The 20,807-nt window shown below is 69.6% G+C and carries 18 protein-coding genes and 2 tRNA genes; 16 read left to right on the top strand and 4 right to left on the bottom strand.

Translation table 11 applies throughout. The features are described from left to right. Window positions 1–59 precede the first annotated feature (59 nt). Together ACN6LM_RS04005 and ACN6LM_RS04000 are read left to right on the top strand one after the other, a co-directional pair. Window positions 60–869, top strand: a complete 810-nt coding sequence (locus tag ACN6LM_RS04005) for an Fpg/Nei family DNA glycosylase (protein ID WP_445063857.1) — start codon at window positions 60–62, stop codon at window positions 867–869. 105 nt (window positions 870–974) lie between these two features. Next, on the top strand, window positions 975–2,120 hold the full coding sequence (locus tag ACN6LM_RS04000; protein ID WP_445063856.1) for a PP2C family protein-serine/threonine phosphatase: 1,146 nt from the start codon (window positions 975–977) through the stop codon (window positions 2,118–2,120). 36 nt (window positions 2,121–2,156) lie between these two features. On the opposite strand, the gene ACN6LM_RS03995 is transcribed toward ACN6LM_RS04000, so the two are convergent. Continuing rightward, window positions 2,157–3,347: a cation:proton antiporter gene (locus ACN6LM_RS03995; protein ID WP_445063862.1), complete on the bottom strand. Its 1,191-nt coding sequence runs from the start codon at window positions 3,345–3,347 to the stop codon at window positions 2,157–2,159. 144 nt (window positions 3,348–3,491) lie between these two features. Here ACN6LM_RS03995 and ACN6LM_RS03990 point away from each other — a divergent pair, with 144 nt between their 5' ends. After that, complete coding sequence (locus tag ACN6LM_RS03990; protein ID WP_445063855.1) at window positions 3,492–3,977, top strand: HD domain-containing protein; 486 nt, start codon at window positions 3,492–3,494, stop codon at window positions 3,975–3,977. 67 nt (window positions 3,978–4,044) lie between these two features. Here the strand turns inward: ACN6LM_RS03990 and ACN6LM_RS03985 are convergent, their stop codons facing one another. Beyond that, complete coding sequence (locus tag ACN6LM_RS03985; protein WP_445063853.1) at window positions 4,045–5,196, bottom strand: acyltransferase family protein; 1,152 nt, start codon at window positions 5,194–5,196, stop codon at window positions 4,045–4,047. 451 nt (window positions 5,197–5,647) lie between these two features. On the opposite strand from ACN6LM_RS03985, the gene ACN6LM_RS03980 reads away from it, so the two are divergent. Continuing rightward, on the top strand, window positions 5,648–5,842 hold the full coding sequence (locus ACN6LM_RS03980; protein WP_018103181.1) for a hypothetical protein: 195 nt from the start codon (window positions 5,648–5,650) through the stop codon (window positions 5,840–5,842). Window positions 5,843–5,897: 55 nt separating this feature from the next. On the opposite strand, the gene ACN6LM_RS03975 is transcribed toward ACN6LM_RS03980, so the two are convergent. Further along, window positions 5,898–5,971, bottom strand: a tRNA-Gly gene (locus ACN6LM_RS03975). Window positions 5,972–6,127: 156 nt separating this feature from the next. On the opposite strand from ACN6LM_RS03975, the gene ACN6LM_RS03970 reads away from it, so the two are divergent. From ACN6LM_RS03970 to clpX, 5 genes are all read left to right on the top strand, one after another. Beyond that, window positions 6,128–6,204, top strand: a tRNA-Pro gene (locus ACN6LM_RS03970). 165 nt (window positions 6,205–6,369) lie between these two features. Beyond that, window positions 6,370–7,767 (top strand): trigger factor, encoded by a 1,398-nt coding sequence (tig, locus tag ACN6LM_RS03965; RefSeq protein WP_445063851.1) that lies wholly within the window; start codon window positions 6,370–6,372, stop codon window positions 7,765–7,767. 266 nt (window positions 7,768–8,033) lie between these two features. Beyond that, on the top strand, window positions 8,034–8,639 hold the full coding sequence (locus ACN6LM_RS03960; RefSeq protein ID WP_203601903.1) for an ATP-dependent Clp protease proteolytic subunit: 606 nt from the start codon (window positions 8,034–8,036) through the stop codon (window positions 8,637–8,639). 79 nt (window positions 8,640–8,718) lie between these two features. Further along, window positions 8,719–9,402 carry an ATP-dependent Clp protease proteolytic subunit gene (locus tag ACN6LM_RS03955; RefSeq protein ID WP_018518168.1) on the top strand — a complete coding sequence of 228 codons (684 nt, stop codon included), beginning with the start codon at window positions 8,719–8,721 and terminating at the stop codon, window positions 9,400–9,402. A 156-nt stretch (window positions 9,403–9,558) separates the two neighbouring features. Then, on the top strand, window positions 9,559–10,857 hold the full coding sequence (gene clpX / locus ACN6LM_RS03950; RefSeq protein WP_018103185.1) for an ATP-dependent Clp protease ATP-binding subunit ClpX: 1,299 nt from the start codon (window positions 9,559–9,561) through the stop codon (window positions 10,855–10,857). Window positions 10,858–11,407: 550 nt separating this feature from the next. On the opposite strand, the gene ACN6LM_RS03945 is transcribed toward clpX, so the two are convergent. Continuing rightward, the gene (locus ACN6LM_RS03945) at window positions 11,408–12,403 is read right to left on the bottom strand and encodes a hypothetical protein (protein ID WP_445063850.1); all 996 of its coding nucleotides are present in this window, start codon (window positions 12,401–12,403) and stop codon (window positions 11,408–11,410) included. A 139-nt stretch (window positions 12,404–12,542) separates the two neighbouring features. On the opposite strand from ACN6LM_RS03945, the gene ACN6LM_RS03940 reads away from it, so the two are divergent. The 7 genes from ACN6LM_RS03940 (at window position 12,543) to mreD (ending at window position 20,786) form a co-directional block, all read left to right on the top strand. Beyond that, window positions 12,543–15,164 carry a valine--tRNA ligase gene (locus ACN6LM_RS03940; RefSeq protein WP_445063849.1) on the top strand — a complete coding sequence of 874 codons (2,622 nt, stop codon included), beginning with the start codon at window positions 12,543–12,545 and terminating at the stop codon, window positions 15,162–15,164. A 111-nt stretch (window positions 15,165–15,275) separates the two neighbouring features. After that, the gene (folC, locus tag ACN6LM_RS03935; RefSeq protein ID WP_445063848.1) at window positions 15,276–16,796 is read left to right on the top strand and encodes a bifunctional tetrahydrofolate synthase/dihydrofolate synthase; all 1,521 of its coding nucleotides are present in this window, start codon (window positions 15,276–15,278) and stop codon (window positions 16,794–16,796) included. A 2-nt stretch (window positions 16,797–16,798) separates the two neighbouring features. Continuing rightward, complete coding sequence (locus tag ACN6LM_RS03930) at window positions 16,799–17,155, top strand: DUF4233 domain-containing protein (protein ID WP_445063847.1); 357 nt, start codon at window positions 16,799–16,801, stop codon at window positions 17,153–17,155. 94 nt (window positions 17,156–17,249) lie between these two features. Next, complete coding sequence (gene ndk / locus ACN6LM_RS03925) at window positions 17,250–17,663, top strand: nucleoside-diphosphate kinase (RefSeq protein WP_018103190.1); 414 nt, start codon at window positions 17,250–17,252, stop codon at window positions 17,661–17,663. Between the two features lie 292 nt (window positions 17,664–17,955). Beyond that, a complete protein-coding gene (locus ACN6LM_RS03920) occupies window positions 17,956–18,975 on the top strand; it encodes a rod shape-determining protein (RefSeq protein ID WP_018103191.1) in 1,020 nt (339 codons plus the stop codon). A gap of 99 nt (window positions 18,976–19,074) precedes the next feature. After that, window positions 19,075–20,109 carry a rod shape-determining protein MreC gene (gene mreC, locus ACN6LM_RS03915; protein ID WP_445063846.1) on the top strand — a complete coding sequence of 345 codons (1,035 nt, stop codon included), beginning with the start codon at window positions 19,075–19,077 and terminating at the stop codon, window positions 20,107–20,109. Between the two features lie 11 nt (window positions 20,110–20,120). Beyond that, window positions 20,121–20,786: a rod shape-determining protein MreD gene (mreD, locus tag ACN6LM_RS03910; RefSeq protein ID WP_164403856.1), complete on the top strand. Its 666-nt coding sequence runs from the start codon at window positions 20,121–20,123 to the stop codon at window positions 20,784–20,786. The last annotated feature ends 21 nt before the right edge of the window (window positions 20,787–20,807 follow it).

Raw genomic sequence — 20,807 nt, 5'->3', positions numbered from 1 at the left:
CGGCCCGGTCCGGCGCCACAGCCATGTCCGGAGCCGTCCCACCCAGGAGACCCGCCACCGTGCCCGAGGGACACACGATCCACCGCCTCGCCGACGACCACCGCGAGCGCTTCGCCGGCCGGCCGGTACGGGTGAGCAGCCCGCAGGGGAAGTTCGCGGACAGCGCCGCCCTGCTCGACGGCCGGGTCCTCGGCACGGCCGACGCGCACGGCAAGCACCTCTTCCTCGGCTTCCCGGACACCGGCTGGGTCCACATCCACCTCGGCCTCTTCGGCAAGCTGAACTTCGGTACGGCGCCGGCCCCGCCGCCCACCGACACCGTCCGGCTGCGCCTGGTCAACGACGCGCACCACGCGGACCTGCGCGGCCCCACCACCTGCGCCCTGATCACGGACGCCGAGAAGCGCGCGATACACGACCGCCTCGGCCCCGACCCGCTGCGCGACGGCGAGGACGGCGAACGCGCCTGGCAGCGGATCTCCCGCAGCCGGATGACCGTCGCCGCCCTGCTGATGGACCAGAAGGTCATCGCGGGCGTCGGCAACGTCTACCGCGCCGAGGTGCTGTTCCGGCACGGCATCGACCCGTACCGGGCGGGCAAGGACCTCACCCGGCGCGAGTGGGACGCGGTCTGGGCGGACCTGCGCGCGCTGATGCGCGAGGGCGTACGGAACAACCGGATCGACACCGTCCGCCCCGAGCACCTGCCCGAGGCGATGGGCCGCCCGCCCCGCGTGGACGACCACGGCGGCGAGGTCTACGTCTACCGGCGCGCCCGCCAGGGCTGCCACATCTGCGGCACCGAGATCCGCACCGCCGACCTGGCCGCCCGCAACCTCTTCTGGTGCCCCGGCTGCCAGTCCGCGTAACCCGCACGTACTACCCATGAGTACGGCACCGGTCGGGCCGATTTCGAACACATTGTCACGGGGTCCCCCTGCACCGGAGGGCGCCGGGTGGATAAGGTCCCCGCAATGGCCCGACGCGCAGGAGCAGAGACGTACCCGGCCCGATGGCGGAAATCGGCGCACCGGGTCTACACCACGCTGCGCCGGTCCGGGGTCGACTACTTCCGGGGCGACGGCTCCGACTGGATCGCCCTGGCCGGCCTCTTCCTCGTCATCCCCGTCATCACCTGCCTCACCCTGGTCGACCCGGTCTGGTGCGCGCCCACCATGCTCGTCCTGCCGATCGTCGCGGGCGGCCTGCTGCTGCGCCCCGCCAGCCTCCTCGGCCTGTACGCGGCGGCGGCCGTCGCCCTCATCGTGGAGTCGATCCGGCTCGGTCCCTACGAGGACGGCCCGGCCGGGGTCACCCCCGGCACCGTGCTCACCGTCGCCGCCTGCGGATTCTTCGGGCTGGTCCTCGCCCAGTTCCGCGCCCGGGTCGGGGTGCCCTGGCGGCGCGGCGGCACCATGCTCTTCGACCTGCGCGAACGCATCCGCGTCCAGAGTTCGCTGCCCCGCCTCCCGCAGGGCTGGCACCGCGAGATGTCGCTCCGCCCGGCCGGCGGGCAGTCCTTCTCCGGCGACTTCGTCGTCGCGGCGCGCACCCATGGCGGCCGCACCCTGGAGGCCGTCCTGACCGACGTCTCCGGCAAGGGCATGGACGCCGGTTCCCGCGCCCTGCTGCTGTCCGGAGCCTTCGGCGGGCTCCTCGGCTCGCTGCCCCCGCACGGCTTCCTGCCCGCCGCCAACGGCTACCTGCTGCGCCAGGACTGGGACGAGGGCTTCGCCACCTCGATCCACCTGGTCCTCGACCTGGAGACCGGCGACTACGAACTCCTGTCTGCGGGCCACCCGCCGGCCCTCCAGCTCCACGCCGGCAGCGGCCAGTGGGAGGAGAAGGCGGCGGAGGGCCCGCTGCTCGGGGTGTACGACGGCGCCGAGTTCGACCCGGTCAAGGGCCATCTCGCCCCCGGTGACGTGCTGATGCTGTTCACCGACGGACTGGTGGAGGCGTCCGACCGGGACATCGCGGAGGGCATCGACCGGCTCACCGGCGAGGCCGACCGCTATGTCAGCACCGGCTTCGAGGGCGCGGCCTGGCACCTGATCGAGGCGTGCGCCAAGGACGTCAACGACGACCGGGCGCTGCTGCTCCTGTCACGGAAGTCCTGAACTCACGGACGTCCTGAACTCACGGACGTCCTGAACTCACGGACGTCCTGACCCGGCCCCGACCGGATCGGGCTCGCGGAGCGCCGGTTCCGGTCGGCCCGGCAGAAGGCGGGCCAGCCAGTGCGAGCGCCCGGCGGCCAGCGGGGCCAGTACGGCGAGGACGAGCACGTAGCCCGCGATGAACGGGGAGAGCCGTTCGTCGAGGCCGGCACCCGCCGCCATCGTGGCGAGGATCAGGGCGAACTCGCCGCGCGCCACCAGGGTGGTCGAGATGTTCGCGGTGGCCTGCGGGCCGAAGCGGTACACCCGGGCGGCGGCGATCCCGGCGCACACGTTCATCGCGAGGGTGACCGCGACGGCCGCCAGCACCGGCCAGAGCACGGTGGGCAGGTCGCCCGGGTCGATGGAGAGGCCGAAGGCGAAGAAGAAGATCGCGCCGAACGCGTCGCGCAGCGGGTGCACCAGCTTGAGGATGCGCTCGCCCGACGACGTGCTGCCGAGCATCAGCCCGACCATGAAGGCGCCGATCGCGTCCGCGACGCCGAACCACTCCGAGATCCCGGCCACCAGGACGGCGGCGCCGAGGAACGAGATCACCAGGAGCTCGTCGTCCCTGGTCCCGATCAGCTTGCCGACGACCCGGGTGCCGAACCGGGCGGCCAGGGCGAGCAGCAGCAGGAAGCCGAACGCCTTGCCGCCGTCGGCCACCGCCGCGGCGAGGCTGTCGGCGCCGGACAGGATGGGCTGGAGGGCCGCGAGATAGAGGGCGAGGAAGACGTCCTCCACGACGATGATGCCGAGGATGGGCCGGGTCTCCGGGTTGCCGATCCGCCCGAGGTCGACCAGCACCTTGGTGACGATGGCCGACGAGGAGATCCCGAGCACCCCGGCGAGGACCAGCGCCTCGGAGGTGCCCCAGCCGAGCGCGAAGCCGAAGCCGAGCCCGGCGCCGACGTTCAGGGCGAGATAGGTGCCCCCGGCGACCGCCATCTTGCGGCCGCCCGCCTTGAGGTCGTCCAGGTGGAATTCCAGGCCCAGGTAGAAGAGGAGCAGCACCAGGCCGAGCGCGGAGAGCATCTCCAGGTCGTGCGGGTCGGCGACGAGGACGATGCCGGGGGTGTGCGGGCCGAGCAGGATTCCGGCCAGGATGAACAGGGGAATGGTGGGCAGTCCGATGCGGCGGCCGGCGCGGGCGAGGACCGCGGCGGCGAGGAAGGCGCCGCCCATGGCGATGAGCGTGTCTGCGTGTCCGATGAGCCTGGCCTTTCGGAGAGTCAAGAGATCGTCAAGGAATGGTCAGCAGTTAGTTTACCGAACGATTGACGTCGCAACTCTCGGACCGGGGGCCAGGGTGGGCCTAGAGTCCCTGTCATGACCGCATCGCACGCTCAGCTGACCCTCGCCGAGGTCGAGGCCCTGGCCCGCGAGGCCCACGCCGCCCAGCGGGACAAGGCCGGCCGCCCCTACACGGAACATCTCGCGGCCGTCGCGGAGGGCGTGCGGAGCCGAGGCGGCAGCGACGAGCAGATCGCCGCGGCCTGGCTGCACGACGCGGTGGAGGACGACGCACTGTCGGCCGAGTGGCTGGCCGGGGCCGCGCTGCCGCAGGCGGTCAAGGACATGGTGCTGGCCGTCACCAAGCGGGCGGGCGAGGGGCCGGAGGCGTACACCCGGCGCATCCTGGCCACCCCCGGCGCCCTGCTGGTCAAGGAGGCGGACCTGGTCCACAACGCCGACCCGGCCCGCCTGGCGGTGCTGGAGCCGGCCACCCGTACCCGGCTGACCGCGAAATATGCGCGGGTACGGGAGCTGCTGGGGCTCACCGCACCGAACACGCCCTCGGAACGTCGGGATTGAGCCAACACCGTCCGGCGGCACGACGAAGCCCGGCCACCGGGGCCGGGCTTCGTGGAATGCGGAGGTGTCAGATCCTGGCGGCGTCCCGGCGGAACGCCCAGTGCATGTCCGGCTCGGTCACGCAGCGCAGGACGCGTCGCACCGGCGGAGTGCAGAGCAGTGTGACGGCGGTGGAGGCGACCACGGTCACGATCACCAGGCCCGCGGGACCGACCAGCCACGCGTGGTCGTCGAAGATCCCCGCGTAGTCGGCGCCCTTCACCAGGAAGCCGTGCAGCAGGTAACCGCAGATGGTGCCGGCGCCGAGCACCGTGAACCACATGTGGCGGCGCGGGACCAGCGCGAGGAACCCGGCCGTCAGCAGCACCGCGCAGCCGAACATCGCCAGGGTCATCACCGCGCCCGACCACCACGGCGCCCCCATGTCCTGGGCGCTGGAGTCCCGCAGGAACCAGCCCAGCTGCATCCGGGGTGCCGCCCAGTACGCGAAGACCAGCGCACCGGCGAAGAGCGGCAGCGCGAAGAGCCGGGCCTCGCGGCGGCGGACCAGCTCGAAGTGCTCGGGCTTCAGCTGGAGTCCGAGCACGAAGAAGGGCAGGAACTGCAGGACGCGGGGCAGGTCGAGGTCGTCGCCGATGCTGGGCGCGAGCGAGGCGAGGACGGCGATCACGAGCGAAACGGCCAGCGGGTGGCGGAGGTTGCGCCAGATCGGCGTGGTGAGCCGCCAGACGAACAGGGCGGCCAGGAACCAGGTCAGGTACCAGGGCTCCAGCAGGCTGACGGCCGCGTCCGGCTGGTCGTTCGCGTACCGCCGGAACAGCGAGTACGCCGTCTCGAACACCACGTAGGGCACGGCGACACCGGTGACGAGCCGCTTCACCTTCTTGGGGCTCAGGTCGAACGACCGCGAGAAGTAGCCCGAGATGAGGATGAACGCGGGCATGTGGAACGTGTAGACCACCATGTACAGCGCCCGGGCGGTCCGGCTTCCGTCCATGACCGGGACCCAGGAATGCGCCACCGCGACGAGCACGATGGCGAGGTACTTGGCGTTGTCGAAGAAGGCGTCCCGCTGCTTGGTCCCGCCGCTCCGGGCGGGCCGGTCCGCTGCCGGCGCGGGGGCCTCCCCGGGCGCCGTCGGCGCAGGGTGTCTGGGCTCCGCCTCCTCGGTCGCCGGGGGGAGTGTGGCCCTCTGCATTGCGTTCGGAGCGTGGAACATCTCAGGCACCCTAGACGTCTCGATTGCCATCCGTAAAACCGCCGTTGAATAGCGCGTCTTCCCTGCATATCAAATGGCAAACCAGCAGAGTGTGCCCGTTATGGACTGTTTAATCCCCATCAAAGGGGACAATCCAGCAGGCAGTTGACCGAAGTGAATTACCTCGCTTTCGGCGTCGAATTCCCCTGTGGATGAAGTGTGTGGATACGGAAACGATCACCGTCGCATATTTGCGGAGATCACGCGGCCGCGCCACGGCCCCGGCGGCCGGCCCGCCCCGGACCGGCGCGCAAGGGGGCGCGAGGGGGCGCAAGATGGCGCGATATCGACAGGTCGATACGTCACCCGGCAACACCCCGGCGGGAGTTGGTGGCACGATGGAGGCGACGGAGGGTGCACGGCCGCACATCTCCGGGCCGGCAAGGCGGACCGACCGAGGGTGTGAGCAGTCGTGGCCATTTCGTTGTCTGTGGTGCTTCTGTTGGGAATCGTCCTGGTCGTCATGATCCGGAGCGGTTCCATCAAGGCCGGCCCCGCGATAGTCGCGGCGCTCTTCGGCTTCTTCCTGGCGCCGACGGGCATGGGGCCGTCGATCAACCGGTTCATGCACTCGATCATCGACTCGGTGGGCCAGATCAACTTCTGAGCCGCCCGGTGGCAACGCGAAGGGCCCGGTCCACCGGACCGGGCCCTTCGGCGACTGGAGCGGGCGACGGGAATCGAACCCGCGTAGCTAGTTTGGAAGACTAGGGCTCTACCATTGAGCTACGCCCGCATGCGCGGCACCGCAGGTCACGCGGACCGCGGCACGACAAGCATCGTAGCGGGTCGCGGGCACTGCCCGCACACCCCTTGACGCCCCCGGGCCGACGCCTCCGCCGAAAGCGGCGGGCGCGGTGCCTTACTGCATGTACCCTACGTGTCGCACCGACGGGGTGTGGCGCAGCTTGGTAGCGCGTCCGCTTTGGGAGCGGAAGGTCGTCGGTTCGAATCCGGCCACCCCGACCACCGGCAAGATCGCGTGGACAAGATCGCGTTGCGGGAGTTCTCTCCCTTGCCGTTACTATGCAAAATGCGTGCCCGTGTGTCTGATGTACCGGGCTCGGTCCGCGAAGCCGCCCCCCGTGCGGCGGAGCAGAACCCCAAGAAGTCAGCCACCAAGGAGACCGAACCGTGAAGAGCGCCGTGGAGACCCTGAACCCGACCCGGGTTCGGCTCAGCATCGAGGTGCCCTTCGAGGAGCTCAAGGACAGCCTCGACGCGGCGTACAAGAAGATCAACCAGCAGGTCACGGTGAAGGGGTTCCGCAAGGGCAAGATCCCCAGCCGGGTCATCGACCAGCGGTTCGGCCGTGGTGCGGTGCTGGAGGAGGCCGTCAACGACGCGCTCCCGAAGTTCTACACCGAGGCCGTGAACGAGGGTGAGCTCAACGTCCTGGGCCAGCCCGAGGTCGACATCACGGAGCTGAAGGACGGCGAGCTGCTGGCCTTCACCGCCGAGGTGGACGTGCGCCCCGAGATCGAGATCCCGGACTACTCCGGCATCGAGGTCACCGTCGACGCCATCGAGGTCACCGACGAGGACGTCGACAAGGCCGTCGAGCAGCTGCGCGACCGCTTCGCCTCCACCAACCCGGTCGAGCGCGCCGCCGCCGAGGGCGACGTCGTCACGATCGACCTGGAGGCCAAGGTCGACGGCGAGATCCTGGAGGACGGCGTGGCCGAGGGTGTCTCGTACACCATCGGTTCCGGCGAGCTCCTCGAAGGCATCGACGAGGCCGTGACCGGCCTGGAGGCCGGCGGCGAGGCCACCTTCACCTCGCAGCTGAAGGGCGGCTCCGCCGAGGGCAAGGACGCGGAGGTCACCGTCAAGGTCACCGCCGTCGCCGCCCGTGAGCTCCCCGAGCTGGACGACGACTTCGCCCAGATGGCCAGCGAGTTCGACACGCTGGAGGAGCTGAAGGCCGACAGCCGCACGCGCCTCGAGAACACCAAGCAGTACGACCAGGCCACCCAGGCCCAGGAGCGCGTCCTGGAGGAGCTGCTGAAGCTCGCCGAGGTCCCGATCCCGGAGAAGCTGCTCGCGGACGAGGTCCAGACCCGCAAGCACAACCTGGAGCACCACCAGCTCGGCCAGATGGGGCTCACCCTCGACAAGTACCTGGAGATCCAGGGCAAGACCGCCGAGGAGTTCGAGGCCGAGACCTCCGAGCAGGCCGTCAAGGGCATCAAGACCCAGTTCATCCTTGACGAGCTCGTCAACAAGGAGAAGCTGAACGTCAACCAGGAGGAGCTCACCGAGCACCTCATGCGGCGTGCCGCTTCCTCCGGCATGAGCCCGGACCAGTTCGCCCAGGCCGTCGTCGAGGGCGGCCAGGTGCCGATGCTCGTCGGCGAGGTCGCCCGCGGCAAGGCGCTCGCCGTCGTGGTCGAGGCCGCCAAGGTGGTCGACACCAACGGTGAGGTCGTCGAGCTGGAGGACGACGAGGACACGGCGGAGGAGACCACCGAGTCCGCAGCCGCCGAGGCCACCGAGGCCGCCGCCGACTCCGAGGGGAAGACCGAGGCCTGAGCCTCGCACCGACCCCGTACGACGGGCTCCGGACGCCACCGCGTCCGGGGCCCGTCGTCGTACCGGCGGACGTGACGCCACAACCCTTGTGCCAACTGCGGACCTTGCGCTCCCAGCGAACAGCCGCGGAAGCGGGATGGCGTTGTTCCACCTGCGCGTTAGGGTCCATGAAGAGGAAGGGTCGGGTAGTCCCGGCCCACCCGGTACGAAGACGCTGAGACGGCCGGAGCCGTCAGAGACGAGCAGGTGGATACGTGACGAATCTGATGCCCTACGCCGCCGGAGAGCCGTCCCTCGGTGGTGGCCTCGGTGACCAGGTCTACAGCCGGCTGCTCGGCGAGCGCATCATCTTCCTCGGCCAGCAGGTGGACGATGACATCGCCAACAAGATCACCGCGCAGCTCCTCCTCCTCGCGGCCGAGCCCGAGAAGGACATCTACCTCTACATCAACAGCCCCGGCGGTTCGGTGACGGCCGGCATGGCCGTCTACGACACCATGCAGTACATCCCGAACGACGTCGTCACCATCGGTATGGGCATGGCGGCCTCGATGGGCCAGTTCCTGCTCACCGGCGGTACCGCCGGCAAGCGCTTCGCGCTCCCGAACACCGACATCCTCATGCACCAGGGATCGGCCGGCATCGGCGGTACGGCCTCGGACATCAAGATCCAGGCGCAGTACCTGCTGCGCACCAAGCAGCGCATGGCGGAGATCACCGCCCGCCACTCCGGCCAGACCGTGGAGACGATCATCCGCGACGGCGACCGCGACCGCTGGTACACCGCGGAAGAGGCCAAGGAGTACGGCCTCATTGACGAGATCATCTCGATCGCGTCGGGCGTTCCGGGCGGCGGCGGCACCGGCGCCTGATCCGGACCACCGGACAGCGCCCGTACCGCACCGCGCATCTCTCGTACGCCGAGACACCCAGCCACAGAACGCCACCAGGATGGTGAACACCCACATGAACAACTTCCCCGGCGCCTCCGCGAGCGGCCTCTACACGGGCCCGCAGGTGGACAACCGCTACATCGTGCCGCGCTTCGTGGAGCGCACCTCGCAGGGCGTGCGCGAGTACGACCCGTACGCGAAGCTCTTCGAGGAGCGCGTGATCTTCCTCGGCGTGCAGATCGACGACGCGTCCGCGAACGACGTCATGGCGCAGCTGCTGTGCCTGGAGTCGATGGACCCGGACCGGGACATCTCCATCTACATCAACAGCCCCGGCGGCTCGTTCACCGCGCTCACCGCGATCTACGACACGATGCAGTTCGTGAAGCCGGACATCCAGACGGTCTGCATGGGCCAGGCGGCCTCCGCCGCCGCGGTCCTGCTCGCCGCCGGCACCCCGGGCAAGCGCATGGCCCTGCCGAACGCCCGCGTGCTGATCCACCAGCCGTCCTCGCAGACCGGCCGCGAGCAGCTCTCCGACCTGGAGATCGCGGCCAACGAGATCCTGCGCATGCGGACCCAGCTGGAGGAGCTGCTGGCCAAGCACTCCACCACGCCGATCGAGAAGATCCGCGACGACATCGAGCGCGACAAGATCCTCACCGCCGAGGACTCGCTGGCCTACGGCCTTGTCGACCAGATCGTGTCGACCCGCAAGAGCGCGGCCGGCGCGCTCGCCTGACATGCGCCCTCGCCCCTTGGCACGGTTGCGGCACCCGGCTCCGGCCGTGTGAACCGTGCCAAGGGGGGCCCGCATGGGGGGCCGGGCAAGGTACCGTCGGATAGAGGCACAGGAGCCGCTGAACCAGGCGTCTCCCAGGCGAAGGGGAAGCACCTCGTGGCACGCATCGGTGATGGCGGCGACCTGCTCAAGTGCTCGTTCTGCGGAAAGAGCCAGAAGCAGGTGAAGAAGCTCATCGCGGGTCCCGGTGTGTACATCTGCGACGAGTGCATCGATCTCTGCAACGAGATCATCGAGGAGGAGCTCGCCGAGACGAGCGAGGTCCGCTGGGAAGAGCTTCCCAAGCCCCGCGAGATCTACGAGTTCCTCGAGGGGTACGTCGTCGGGCAGGAGCCCGCGAAGAAGGCCCTCTCGGTCGCTGTGTACAACCACTACAAGCGGGTCCAGGCCGGCGAGAACGGCGGCGGGGCGGGCCGTGACGACGCGATCGAGCTCGCCAAGTCCAACATCCTGCTGCTGGGCCCCACGGGCTCCGGCAAGACGCTGCTCGCGCAGACGCTGGCCCGCATGCTCAACGTCCCGTTCGCCATCGCGGACGCGACGGCGCTGACGGAGGCCGGCTATGTCGGCGAGGACGTCGAGAACATCCTGCTGAAGCTGATCCAGGCCGCCGACTACGACGTCAAGAAGGCCGAGACCGGGATCATCTACATCGACGAGATCGACAAGGTCGCCCGCAAGAGCGAGAACCCTTCGATCACCCGTGACGTCTCCGGCGAGGGCGTCCAGCAGGCCCTGCTGAAGATCCTGGAGGGCACCACCGCCTCCGTGCCGCCCCAGGGCGGCCGCAAGCACCCGCACCAGGAGTTCATCCAGATCGACACGACGAACGTGCTGTTCATCGTGGGCGGCGCCTTCTCCGGCCTGGAGAAGATCATCGAGTCCCGGGCCGGCGCCAAGGGCATCGGCTTCGGCGCCACGATCCGCTCCAAGCGGGAGATCCAGGCCAGCGACCAGTTCCAGGAGGTCATGCCGGAGGACCTGGTGAAGTTCGGGATGATCCCCGAGTTCATCGGCCGCCTCCCCGTCCTGACCTCGGTCCACAACCTGGACCGCGAAGCCCTGCTCCAGATCCTCATCGAGCCGCGCAACGCCCTGGTCAAGCAGTACCAGCGCCTGTTCGAACTCGACGGTGTGGAGCTGGACTTCGAGCGCGAGGCGCTGGAGGCCATCGCCGACCAGGCGATCCTGCGCCAGACCGGCGCGCGCGGCCTGCGCGCGATCATGGAGGAGGTCCTCCAGTCGGTGATGTACGAGGTCCCGTCCCGCAAGGACGTCGCCCGCGTGGTCATCACCGCCGATGTGGTCCGCAACAACGTCAACCCGACGCTGGTCCCGCGCGAACCGCGCACGATCGGTAAGGGCGACGAGGGCCGCCACGAGAAGTCCGCGTAAGCGCGGCTGCAGCACGAACAGCGAGGGCCCGATCCCCACGGATCGGGCCCTCGCTTGCGTACGTGTGCGCCCGGAGATCCAGCCATGGTCAGGGCGAGTATTGGACAACCCTCCCCGATCAACAGGCGACTTAGGACGGTGTCGCTAAAGTGACGGGGTCTTGATCCAATCAGGGAGGGGAATCACAATGAACCGCCGTCTTGCAGCGCTATTTGTGGGTGTTTCGCTTATTGTCACGCCTGTCGTCACTGCAACTACCGCTCAGGCCAGTCAGTCAAGCTGCGCGAAGTATGTGGCTAGCAAGGGGTACCAAGTCGGGACCAAAGTGAATGCTGCGTGCAGCTACCCGGCGACCGACTTCGGCGTCGGCAAGGTGGCGAACCCCTATTGCATATCCAAGCTGGTCGCGATCAAGGTTAAGCCCGGGGAGGCTGAAGCGGCGTGCAGTCGCGCCTGATTTGTTGGCGGGTAGCTGCCGTCAGTCTCAATTAGAGGTGGCAACACCAGTGCAAGGGGCGCCCAGCCGGGCGCCCCTTCGTGGTGCCACGGGTCAGATCTTGGTGCGGGAGTTGTTGTAGAGCTTGGCGGCGAGAGCCGCCACCTCGTCCTGGGACATGGACTTGTTGGTCATGGCCGCGCCGACGTCGAAGCCGACGACCGCGCCGACAGTGCTGTAGTCCGCCCAGATGCAGACGGGCATGGTCATTTCCTTGGGGCCCTTCGCCACGGTCCCGTCGGCATCTTCGTTGGCCATCTTGAAGTCCTGGCACTTCATCAGCGCACCCTTGAAACCGGGCGGCGTCACGCTCTTCGGCTCACCGACGAGAGAGGGCTTGTTCTTCCCGCTCTCGTCCTCGGCCATGCCCTTCTTCGCCTGAGCGAACATGGCGTCGAGGGCCTTGGCGGGGTCGGTCACATCGCCCCAGTTGCCGTAGACCATGAGCATCTTGGCCGTGAGCGGGTTCTTTTCGAGATCACCGCTCGCGTACTGGGCCTCGGCCTTGTGGGGATCCTTGATCCCTGCGGCTTCGGCCTCGGACTTCTCCTTGCTCGTCATATCGTCCGAGGACGACTTCGTGGTGTCCTTCTTGTAGTCGTCCACAGAGTCGGCGAGCGTCAGCTTGTAGCCCTTGGTGGAGTCCGCGACATCGCTGTTGCCGCCGCCCGAGGTCAGGAAATAGACCCCGCCGCCGATGACCGCCAAGGCCACGATGACCGCGCCCACGATCAGGCCCGTCTTCTTCTTCTGCGGGGCCGGGGCCGGCGGGGGGAAGCCCGGCTGCTGCCCGTAGGCCGGCTGGCCGCCGTACGGCGGGGTGGGCGGCTGCTGTCCGTACGGGCCCGGCTGCTGCGCCTGCGGGTAGCCGTAACCCGGCTGGGCCGGCTGCTGCTGGGGCGGGACGCCCTGGGGAGCCTGCTGCGGGTAGCCGTAGCCGGGCTGGCCCTGCGGCGGCTGACCGCCGTACGGGCCCGGCTGCTGGCCGTACGGTCCGGGCTGGCCCTGCGGCGGCTGGCCACCGTACGGCCCCGGCTGGTTGTAGCTCATCTGCGGTGTCCCCTGTTCGTGATACTTATGCGTTGCGAACATCCTGACGGAAGGCTCGCGCGCGCGGACCACCGGGAGGCACACCGTTACGGAACAAACCGGTTTCAGTGCACTCCTGTGACGGCTCTAAACTGTCCGCGTGACCGAGAACCCAGCGCAGCAGCCAGCCAGCAACCCCGAACTGCCGACCCAGTACACGCCGGCCGAGGTAGAGGGGAAGCTGTACGAGCGCTGGGTGGAACGCGGGTACTTCGAGGCGGACGCCAAGAGCGACAAGCCGCCGTTCACGATCGTCATCCCGCCGCCGAACGTCACGGGCTCCCTGCACCTGGGCCACGCCTTCGAGCACACGCTGATCGACGCCCTCGTCCGCCGCAAGCGCATGCAGGGCTTCGAGGCGCTGTACCAGCCGGGCATGGACCACGCCGGCATCGCCACCCAGAACGTCGTCGAGCGCGAACTCGGCAAGGAGGGCAAGTCCCGCCACGATCTGGGCCGTGAGGCGTTCGTGGAGCGCGTCTGGCAGTGGAAGAACGAGTCCGGCGGCCAGATCTCCGGTCAGATGCGCCGCCTCGGCGAGGGCGTCGACTGGACCCGCGAGCGGTTCACGATGGACGAGGGCCTGTCCAAGGCCGTCCAGACCATCTTCAAGCGGATGTACGACGACGAGCTCATCTACCGCCGTGAGCGCATCGTCAACTGGTGCCCCCGGTGCCTCACCGCGATCTCGGACATCGAGGTCGAGTACCAGGAGGACGACGGCGAGCTCGTCTCCATGACGTACGGCGAGGGCGACGAGACCATCGTCGTCGCCACCACCCGCGCCGAGACGATGCTCGGGGACACCGCCGTCGCCGTCCACCCGGACGACGAGCGGTACAAGCACCTGGTCGGCAAGCAGATCAGGCTGCCGCTGACCGACCGCACCATCCCCGTCGTCGCCGACCACCACGTCGACCCGTCGTTCGGTACCGGTGCCGTCAAGGTCACCCCCGCCCACGACCCGAACGACTTCGAGATCGGGCAGCGCCACGACCTGCCCTTCCTCACCGTCCTGGACGAGCGCGCGGTCATCACCGTCCCCGGCCCCTTCGAGGGCCTGGACCGGATGGAGGCCCGCTCCGCGATCGTCGCCGCCCTGCGCGCCGAGGGCCGGATCGTCGCCGAGAAGCGGCCGTACGTCCACTCCGTCGGCCACTGCTCGCGCTGCAAGACCACCGTCGAGCCCCGGCTCTCCATGCAGTGGTGGGTCAAGGTCGCCCCGCTCGCCAAGGCGGCCGGTGACGCCGTCCGCGACGGCAAGGTCCAGATCCACCCCCAGGAGATGGAGAAGCGGTACTTCGACTGGGTCGACAACCTCCACGACTGGTGCATCTCGCGCCAGCTCTGGTGGGGCCACCGCATCCCCGTCTGGCACGGCCCCGACGGCGAGATGGTCTGCGTCGGCCCCGGCGAGGAGCCGCCCACCGGCGAGGGCTGGACCCAGGACAGCGACGTCCTGGACACCTGGTTCTCCTCCGGCCTGTGGCCGTTCTCCACGCTCGGCTGGCCCGAGCAGACCGAGAGCCTCGCGAAGTTCTATCCGAACTCCGTCATGGTCACCGGTTACGACATCCTCTTCTTCTGGGTCGCCCGGATGATGATGTTCGGCCTGTACATCAACAAGGACGTCCCGCCGTTCGAGAAGATCGTCCTGCACGGCATGGTCCGCGACGAGCACGGCAAGAAGATGTCGAAGTCCTTCGGCAACGTCGTCAACCCGCTGGACTGGATGGACAAGTACGGCTCCGACGCGCTGCGCTTCACGCTCGCGCGCGGCGCCAACCCGGGCACCGACGTCCCGATCGGCGAGGACTGGGTCCAGGGTTCCGCGAAGTTCTCCAACAAGATCTGGAACGCCACCCGGTTCGCCCTGATGAACGGGGCGACGATCGAGGGCGAGCTGCCGTCCGCCGACGAGATGTCGGTGACCGACCGCTGGATCCTCTCCCGCCTGAACAAGACGGTCGCCGAAGTCGACGCGTACTACGACGACTTCCAGTTCTCCAAGCTCAGCGAGGCGCTGCGGCACTTCGCCTGGGACGAGGTCTTCGACTGGTACGTCGAGCTGTCCAAGACCACGTTCTTCGGCGGTGGCCGCCCGGCCGAGGTCTCCGGCCGGGTCCTGGGCGAGGTCCTCGACGTGATGCTGCGCCTGCTGCACCCCGTCGTCCCCTTCGTCACCGAGACCCTGTGGACCGCGCTCACCGGCCGCGAGTCCGTCGTGATCGCGGACTGGCCCGAGGACTCGGGCTTCCGCGACGACGCCGCCGAGCAGGAGATCGAGCTCGTCCAGCAGGTCGTCACCGAGGTCCGCCGCTTCCGCTCCGACCAGGGCCTCCAGCCCGGCCAGAAGGTCCCGGCCGAGCTGACCCTGACCGGCACCCCGCTCGCCCCGCACGAGTCGGCCATGCGGCAGCTGCTCCGGCTCCAGCCGGCCGGCGACGGCTTCCACGCCACCGCCTCGCTGCCCGTCGCCGGGGCGACCGTCGCCCTGGACCTGTCGGGCACGATCGACGTGGACGCCGAGCGCAAGCGGCTGACGAAGGACCTGGAGGCGGCCCGCAAGGAGAAGGGCCAGGCCGAGGGCAAGCTCGGCAACGAGGCGTTCCTCGCCAAGGCCCCGGACAACGTGGTCGACAAGATCCGCGGCCGGCTCACCAAGGCCGAGGCCGACATCGAGCGCATCACCGGCCAGCTGGCGGCCCTGCCGCAGAGCTGAGACGACGCCCCGGAGCCCCCGCCCCCTCATCCGAGGGGCGCGGGGGCTCCGCTGCGTCCGGCCCCCGGGCGGCTGCGCGCGATGTCCGACGCCATCCGTAGACTGGGGCCCGTGAGTGAGCCCCGCCCCGACCGGCCCGACGCGTCCGACCCCGACGACACCTTCGCGGAGATCGTGGACGAAGCGACCCAGCGCGACCCCGACCTGGCGGTGATCGAGGCCGGGAGCCGCACGCTGCGCGCCGCCTCCGGGCCGCCCCGTGCCGAGGAGCTGCCCGCCCGCCCCGCCGACCCCGAGGTCGACAAGGCGCTGCGCGCGGTGGAGCAGGAGCTCGCCGGCCGCTGGGGCGAGACGAAGCTGGAGCCGTCCGTCACGCGCATCGCCGCCCTGATGGACGTGCTCGGCGAGCCGCAGCGCGCGTACCCCTCGATCCACATCACCGGCACCAACGGCAAGACGAGCACCGCCCGCATGATCGAGGCGCTGCTCGGCGCCTTCGATCTGCGTACCGGCCGCTACACCTCGCCGCACGTCCAGTCGATCACCGAGCGGATCAGTCTGGACGGCGCCCCGGTGGACCCGGAGCGGTTCATCTCCACGTACGAGGACATCAAGCCGTACGTCGAGATGGTCGACGCCCAGCAGCCCTACCGGCTGTCCTTCTTCGAGGTGCTGACCGGCATGGCGTACGCGGCCTTCGCCGACGCGCCGGTCGACGTCGCCGTGGTCGAGGTCGGCATGGGCGGCACCTGGGACGCGACCAACGTCATCGACGCCTCGGTCGCCGTCGTCACCCCCATCTCGCTGGACCACACCGACCGCCTCGGCTCCACGCCCGGCGAGATCGCGACCGAGAAGTCCGGGGTCATCAAGCAGGGCGCCACGGTCATCCTGGCCCAGCAGCCCGTCGACGCCGCCCAGGTCATGCTGAAGAAGGCCGTCGAGGCCGACGCCACCGTGGCCCGCGAGGGCATGGAGTTCGGCGTGGTCTCCCGTGAGATCGCGGTCGGCGGCCAGCTGCTGACCCTGCGCGGCCTCGGCGGCGAGTACGACAACGTCTTCCTCCCGCTGTACGGCGCCCACCAGGCGCACAACGCGGTGGTGGCGCTCTGCGCGGTCGAGGCGTTCTTCGGCGTCGGCGCCGAGCAGTCCGGCGCGCTGGACGCCGACATCGTGCGCGCCGCGTTCGCCTCGGTGATCTCGCCCGGCCGCCTCGAAGTCGTCCGCTCCAGCCCGACCGTCGTCCTGGACGCCGCGCACAACCCGGCGGGGGCCCGCGCCACCGCCGAGGGCCTGTCCGAGGCGTTCGGCTTCTCCCGGCTGATCGGGGTGGTCGGCGCCAGCGGCGACAAGGACGTGCGGGGGCTCCTGGAGGCCTTCGAGCCGATCTTCGCCGAGGTCGTCGTCACGCAGAACTCCACCGAGCGCGCCATGGACGCCGACGCCCTCGCGGCCGTCGCCGTCGAGGTCTTCGGCCACGACCGGGTGCAGGTCGAACCCCGGCTCGACGACGCGCTGGAGGCGGCGATCACGCTCGCCGAGGAGGAGGACGAGTACGCGGGCGCCGGCGTCCTGGTGACCGGTTCCGTGATCACGGTCGGCGAGGCCCGGCTGCTCCTGGGAAGGCGCTGACCATGCGCATGCTCTGTGCGTCCACGCTGATCGGCGAGTTCTTCGTGATCGGGTTCGCCGGACTCGTCGCGATGAAGTCGGACGACTTGGCGAACGCCACGGTCTGGACGGTGTGCGGCATCGGGATGCTCCTCTCCGTGCTGCTCTGCGGCATGCTCACCCGGCCCGGGGGCGTCCAGCTCGGCTGGGCCCTCCAGGTGGCGCTGGTCGCGAGCGGCTTCGTGATCCCGGTGATGTTCGTCCTGGGCGTCGCCTTCGGCGCGCTGTGGTGGGCCTCGGTGCACTACGGCCGCCGGATCGACGAGGTGAAGGCCCGCTGGGCGGCCCAGGCCGAGGCGGAGTCGCCCGCCGGCGGCTGACCGCGCCCCCACCCCGGCAAACCCGGCGGCGGCCCCGTCACCGGGCCCCTGTAATGTCGCCTCACCGCACCCGTATGCCTGCAAGGAGCCGCACATGACCCAGCGCACCCTCGTTCTTCTCAAGCCCGACGCCGTCCGTCGCGGTCTGGTCGGCGAGATCGTCGGCCGCATCGAGCGCAAGGCCGGCTGGAAGATCACGGCGCTGGAGCTGCGTACCCTCGACCGCGCCACGCTGGAACAGCACTACGCCGAGCACGTGGGCCGCCCCTTCTACGAGCCGCTGGTCGAGTTCATGCAGTCGGGTCCGATCGTCGCCCTGGTGGCCGAAGGCGAGCGGGTCATCGAGGGAGTCCGCGCCCTGGCCGGCCCCACCGACCCGATCGCCGCCGCGCCCGGCTCGATCCGCGGTGACTTCGGCACGATCACCCGGGAGAACCTCATCCACGCCTCGGACTCGGAGGAGTCCGCGGAGCGGGAAATGAAGCTGTTCTTCCCCGGACTCTCCTGAACCCGGATCAGCCGAACAGCGCTCGCGACCTGGGGCGACCGAAGTAATTCGGTCGCCCTTCGGCATAGGGTGTCCGATCGCGGGAACGCATCCCCCCGACGTAACGTCACCATGAGTGGAACGGCCACCCGTTCTGCCCAGCAAGGCGGCGTACCCTCGCGCTGTGCCGGCACATCCGGCACTACGATGGAACCTTCCACGCTTGCAGCGCCCATCCTGCCTACCAAATCAAGCCATCACGGCTTTCACTTGGGAGGCCCGACGCATCCTCATGGGGAACAAGGGGAACTCAATGTCGTTCATCGGCCGTGACATGGCTATCGACCTCGGGACTGCCAACACGCTGGTGTACGTCAGGGGGCGCGGCATCGTTTTGAACGAGCCGTCCGTCGTGGCCATCAACACCAACACCGGCGGAATTCTGGCGGTCGGCGCCGAGGCCAAGAAGATGATCGGCCGTACGCCCGGCAACATCGTCGCCGTACGGCCCCTCAAGGACGGCGTGATCGCCGACTTCGAGATCACGGAGCGGATGCTCCGCTACTTCATCCTGAAGATCCACAAGCGCCGCTACCTGGCCCGCCCCCGCGTCGTGGTCTGCGTGCCCTCCGGCATCACGGGGGTCGAGCGACGCGCCGTGATCGAGGCGTCGACGCAGGCCGGCGCCCGCCAGGTGCACATCATCGAGGAGCCCATGGCGGCGGCCATCGGCTCGGGCCTCCCGGTCCACGAGGCCACCGGCAACATGGTGGTCGACATCGGCGGCGGCACCACCGAGGTCGCGGTGATCTCGCTCGGCGGGATCGTCACCGCCCAGTCCATCCGGGTCGCCGGTGACGAGCTGGACAACGCGATCATCCAGCACATCAAGAAGGAGTACTCGCTCCTCCTCGGGGAGCGCACCGCCGAACAGATCAAGATCACCATCGGCTCGGCGTACGACCTGGAGAAGGACGAGCACACCGAGATCCGGGGCCGCGACCTGGTCTCGGGCCTCCCCAAGACCGTCGTCATCTCGGCCGGTGAGGTCCGCAAGGCCATCGAGGAGCCGGTCAACGCGATCGTCGACGCGGTCAAGACGACGCTCGACAAGTGCCCGCCGGAGCTGTCCGGCGACGTCATGGACCGCGGCATCGTCCTCACCGGCGGCGGCGCTCTCCTGCGCGGCCTGGACGAGCGGCTCCGCAACGAGACGGGCATGCCGATCCACATCGCCGAGGACCCGCTGGACTCGGTGGCGCTCGGCTCCGGCAAGTGCGTCGAGGAGTTCGAGGCGCTCCAGCAGGTCCTGGACGCCCAGCCCCGACGGTAGTAACCGCACGGCCCTGCGCGCGGACGCTGCCGCTCCGCGCGGGGGACCGCCGACATACAGGCACGATCATTCCTACGAGGAAGGCACGGCCGCCGCACTGTGAGGGACACACGAGAGAGCCGGCTGCTCCTGGTGCTGCTGATCGCCATCGCGTTCGCATTGATCACGGTGGACATCCGCGGCGGTGAGGCGTCACCGGTGGACGGCGCCCGGCAGGCCGCCGCCACGGTCTTCGGGCCCGTGGAGAACGGCGTGGCGTCGGCGGTCGACCCGGTGGGCAACGCCATAGGGGCGGTCCGCGCCTCCGGCTCCCGCCACGACAAGATCGCCGCGCTGGAGAAGCAGAACGCCGAGCTGAAGGCGAAGCTCGGCAGCGACGACCGCAACCGCAGCCGGGTCCGCCAGCTGGACGAGATGCTGAAGAAGTCGGCCACCGGCCAGTACGGCATCAAGGCGGCCGAGGTCATCGCCATAGGAGCGGCCCAGGGCTTCTCCTGGACGGTCACCATCGACGCCGGCACCAAGGACGGCGTCAAGCGCGACATGACCGTCCTCAACGGGGACGGGCTCGTCGGCCGCGTCACCACCGTCGGCCCGGACACCGCGACCGTGCTCCTCGCCAACGACCCCGACTTCACCGTCGGCACCCGGATGGAGTCCACCGACGAGCTGGGCTTCGCCACCGGCCAGGGCTCGCGCCCGCTGGCGGTGCAGTTCCTGAACGGCAAGGCCCGGGTCAAGAAGGGCGACCGGCTCGTCACGTTCGGCTCCAGCAAGGACAAGCCGTTCGTGCCCGGCGTCCCGGTCGGCCAGGTCGTCCGCGTCGACCCGTCGGGCGGCGACCTCACCCGGACCGTCTACGTACGCCCGTACGTCTCCTTCACCAAGCTGGACATCGTCGGCATCGTCGTCCAGGCCCCGCGCGAGGACCCCCGCGACATGGTCCTGCCGAAGAAGCCGAAGGCGCCCGCCAAACCGAAGCCCACGCCGACCGTCACCGTCACCATCTCGCCCAACGGCGACATCGTGGACACCGAGGGCAACGTGGTCGGCAACGTCCACGAGAGCCCCGGCCCGGACCCCAGCGGGAACGCCACTCCGAACGCCGACAACGCGGTCAACGAACAGAGGTAGAGCTGATCCCCATGCACGTCAACCGGACCCTGCTCTCCATCGTTCTGGTCGTCTTCGCCCTCGTCGTCCAGGTCTCCGTACTGGCCCGGCTCCAGCTCCCCGGCGCCGTGCCGGACCTGCTGCTCATGGTCGTCCTCGGCCTGGCCTTCGTGTACGGGCACGTCGCGGGCGCCCTCATCGGCTTCGGAGCCGGCCTCCTCGCGGACCTGGCGCCCCCGGCCGACCACGCCGCCGGGCGCTACGCCCTGGTCCTCTGCGTCATCGGCTACCTCGCGGGCCTGGCCCGGCCGGAGAACGGGCAGCTGAAGTCCGCGTTCCTGCCGATGGCCGTGGTCGTCGCCGCGGCGATCGGGTCGACCCTGCTGTACGCGGGCGTCGGCGCGCTCGTCGGCGACACGGCGGCCCGGCACGTGGGCCTCGGCAGCCTGCTGTTCACCGCCGCGGTGTACGACCTCCTCCTGGCGCCGTTCACCGTGCCGCTGATCATGGCGCTCGCCAGACGTACCGTGAACGACCCCGTCACCGAGTCCTCCTCGGGGCGCGGCGACGTGGCGGCCGGCTGGCTGGCGGCCGGGACCGGGCTGCGGATCGGCAGCCAGCGCGGCGGACTGCGCGTGAAGGCGGCCCGCAACCGGGCGGCACGCGCCGGACGGATCAAGGGAGTCAAGCGACTGTGAGGCAGCATTCCGCCGGGCCCC

The sequence above is a fragment of the Streptomyces sp. SAS_281 genome (genome assembly GCF_052542855.1).
This window is presented reverse-complemented; position numbering and strand designations above follow the sequence as displayed.

Coding starts and splice junctions, on each gene's coding strand:
- ACN6LM_RS04000 (WP_445063856.1), top strand. CDS start 975: ATGGCCCGACGCGCAGGAGCAGAGACGTACCCGGCCCGATGGCGGAAA.
- ACN6LM_RS03995 (WP_445063862.1), bottom strand. CDS start 3,347: ATGGGCGGCGCCTTCCTCGCCGCCGCGGTCCTCGCCCGCGCCGGCCGC.
- ACN6LM_RS03990 (WP_445063855.1), top strand. CDS start 3,492: ATGACCGCATCGCACGCTCAGCTGACCCTCGCCGAGGTCGAGGCCCTG.
- ACN6LM_RS03985 (WP_445063853.1), bottom strand. CDS start 5,196: ATGTTCCACGCTCCGAACGCAATGCAGAGGGCCACACTCCCCCCGGCG.
- ACN6LM_RS03960 (WP_203601903.1), top strand. CDS start 8,034: ATGCCCTACGCCGCCGGAGAGCCGTCCCTCGGTGGTGGCCTCGGTGAC.
- ACN6LM_RS03955 (WP_018518168.1), top strand. CDS start 8,719: ATGGTGAACACCCACATGAACAACTTCCCCGGCGCCTCCGCGAGCGGC.
- ACN6LM_RS03945 (WP_445063850.1), bottom strand. CDS start 12,403: ATGAGCTACAACCAGCCGGGGCCGTACGGTGGCCAGCCGCCGCAGGGC.
- ACN6LM_RS03930 (WP_445063847.1), top strand. CDS start 16,799: ATGCGCATGCTCTGTGCGTCCACGCTGATCGGCGAGTTCTTCGTGATC.
- ndk (WP_018103190.1), top strand. CDS start 17,250: ATGACCCAGCGCACCCTCGTTCTTCTCAAGCCCGACGCCGTCCGTCGC.
- ACN6LM_RS03920 (WP_018103191.1), top strand. CDS start 17,956: ATGTCGTTCATCGGCCGTGACATGGCTATCGACCTCGGGACTGCCAAC.
- mreD (WP_164403856.1), top strand. CDS start 20,121: ATGCACGTCAACCGGACCCTGCTCTCCATCGTTCTGGTCGTCTTCGCC.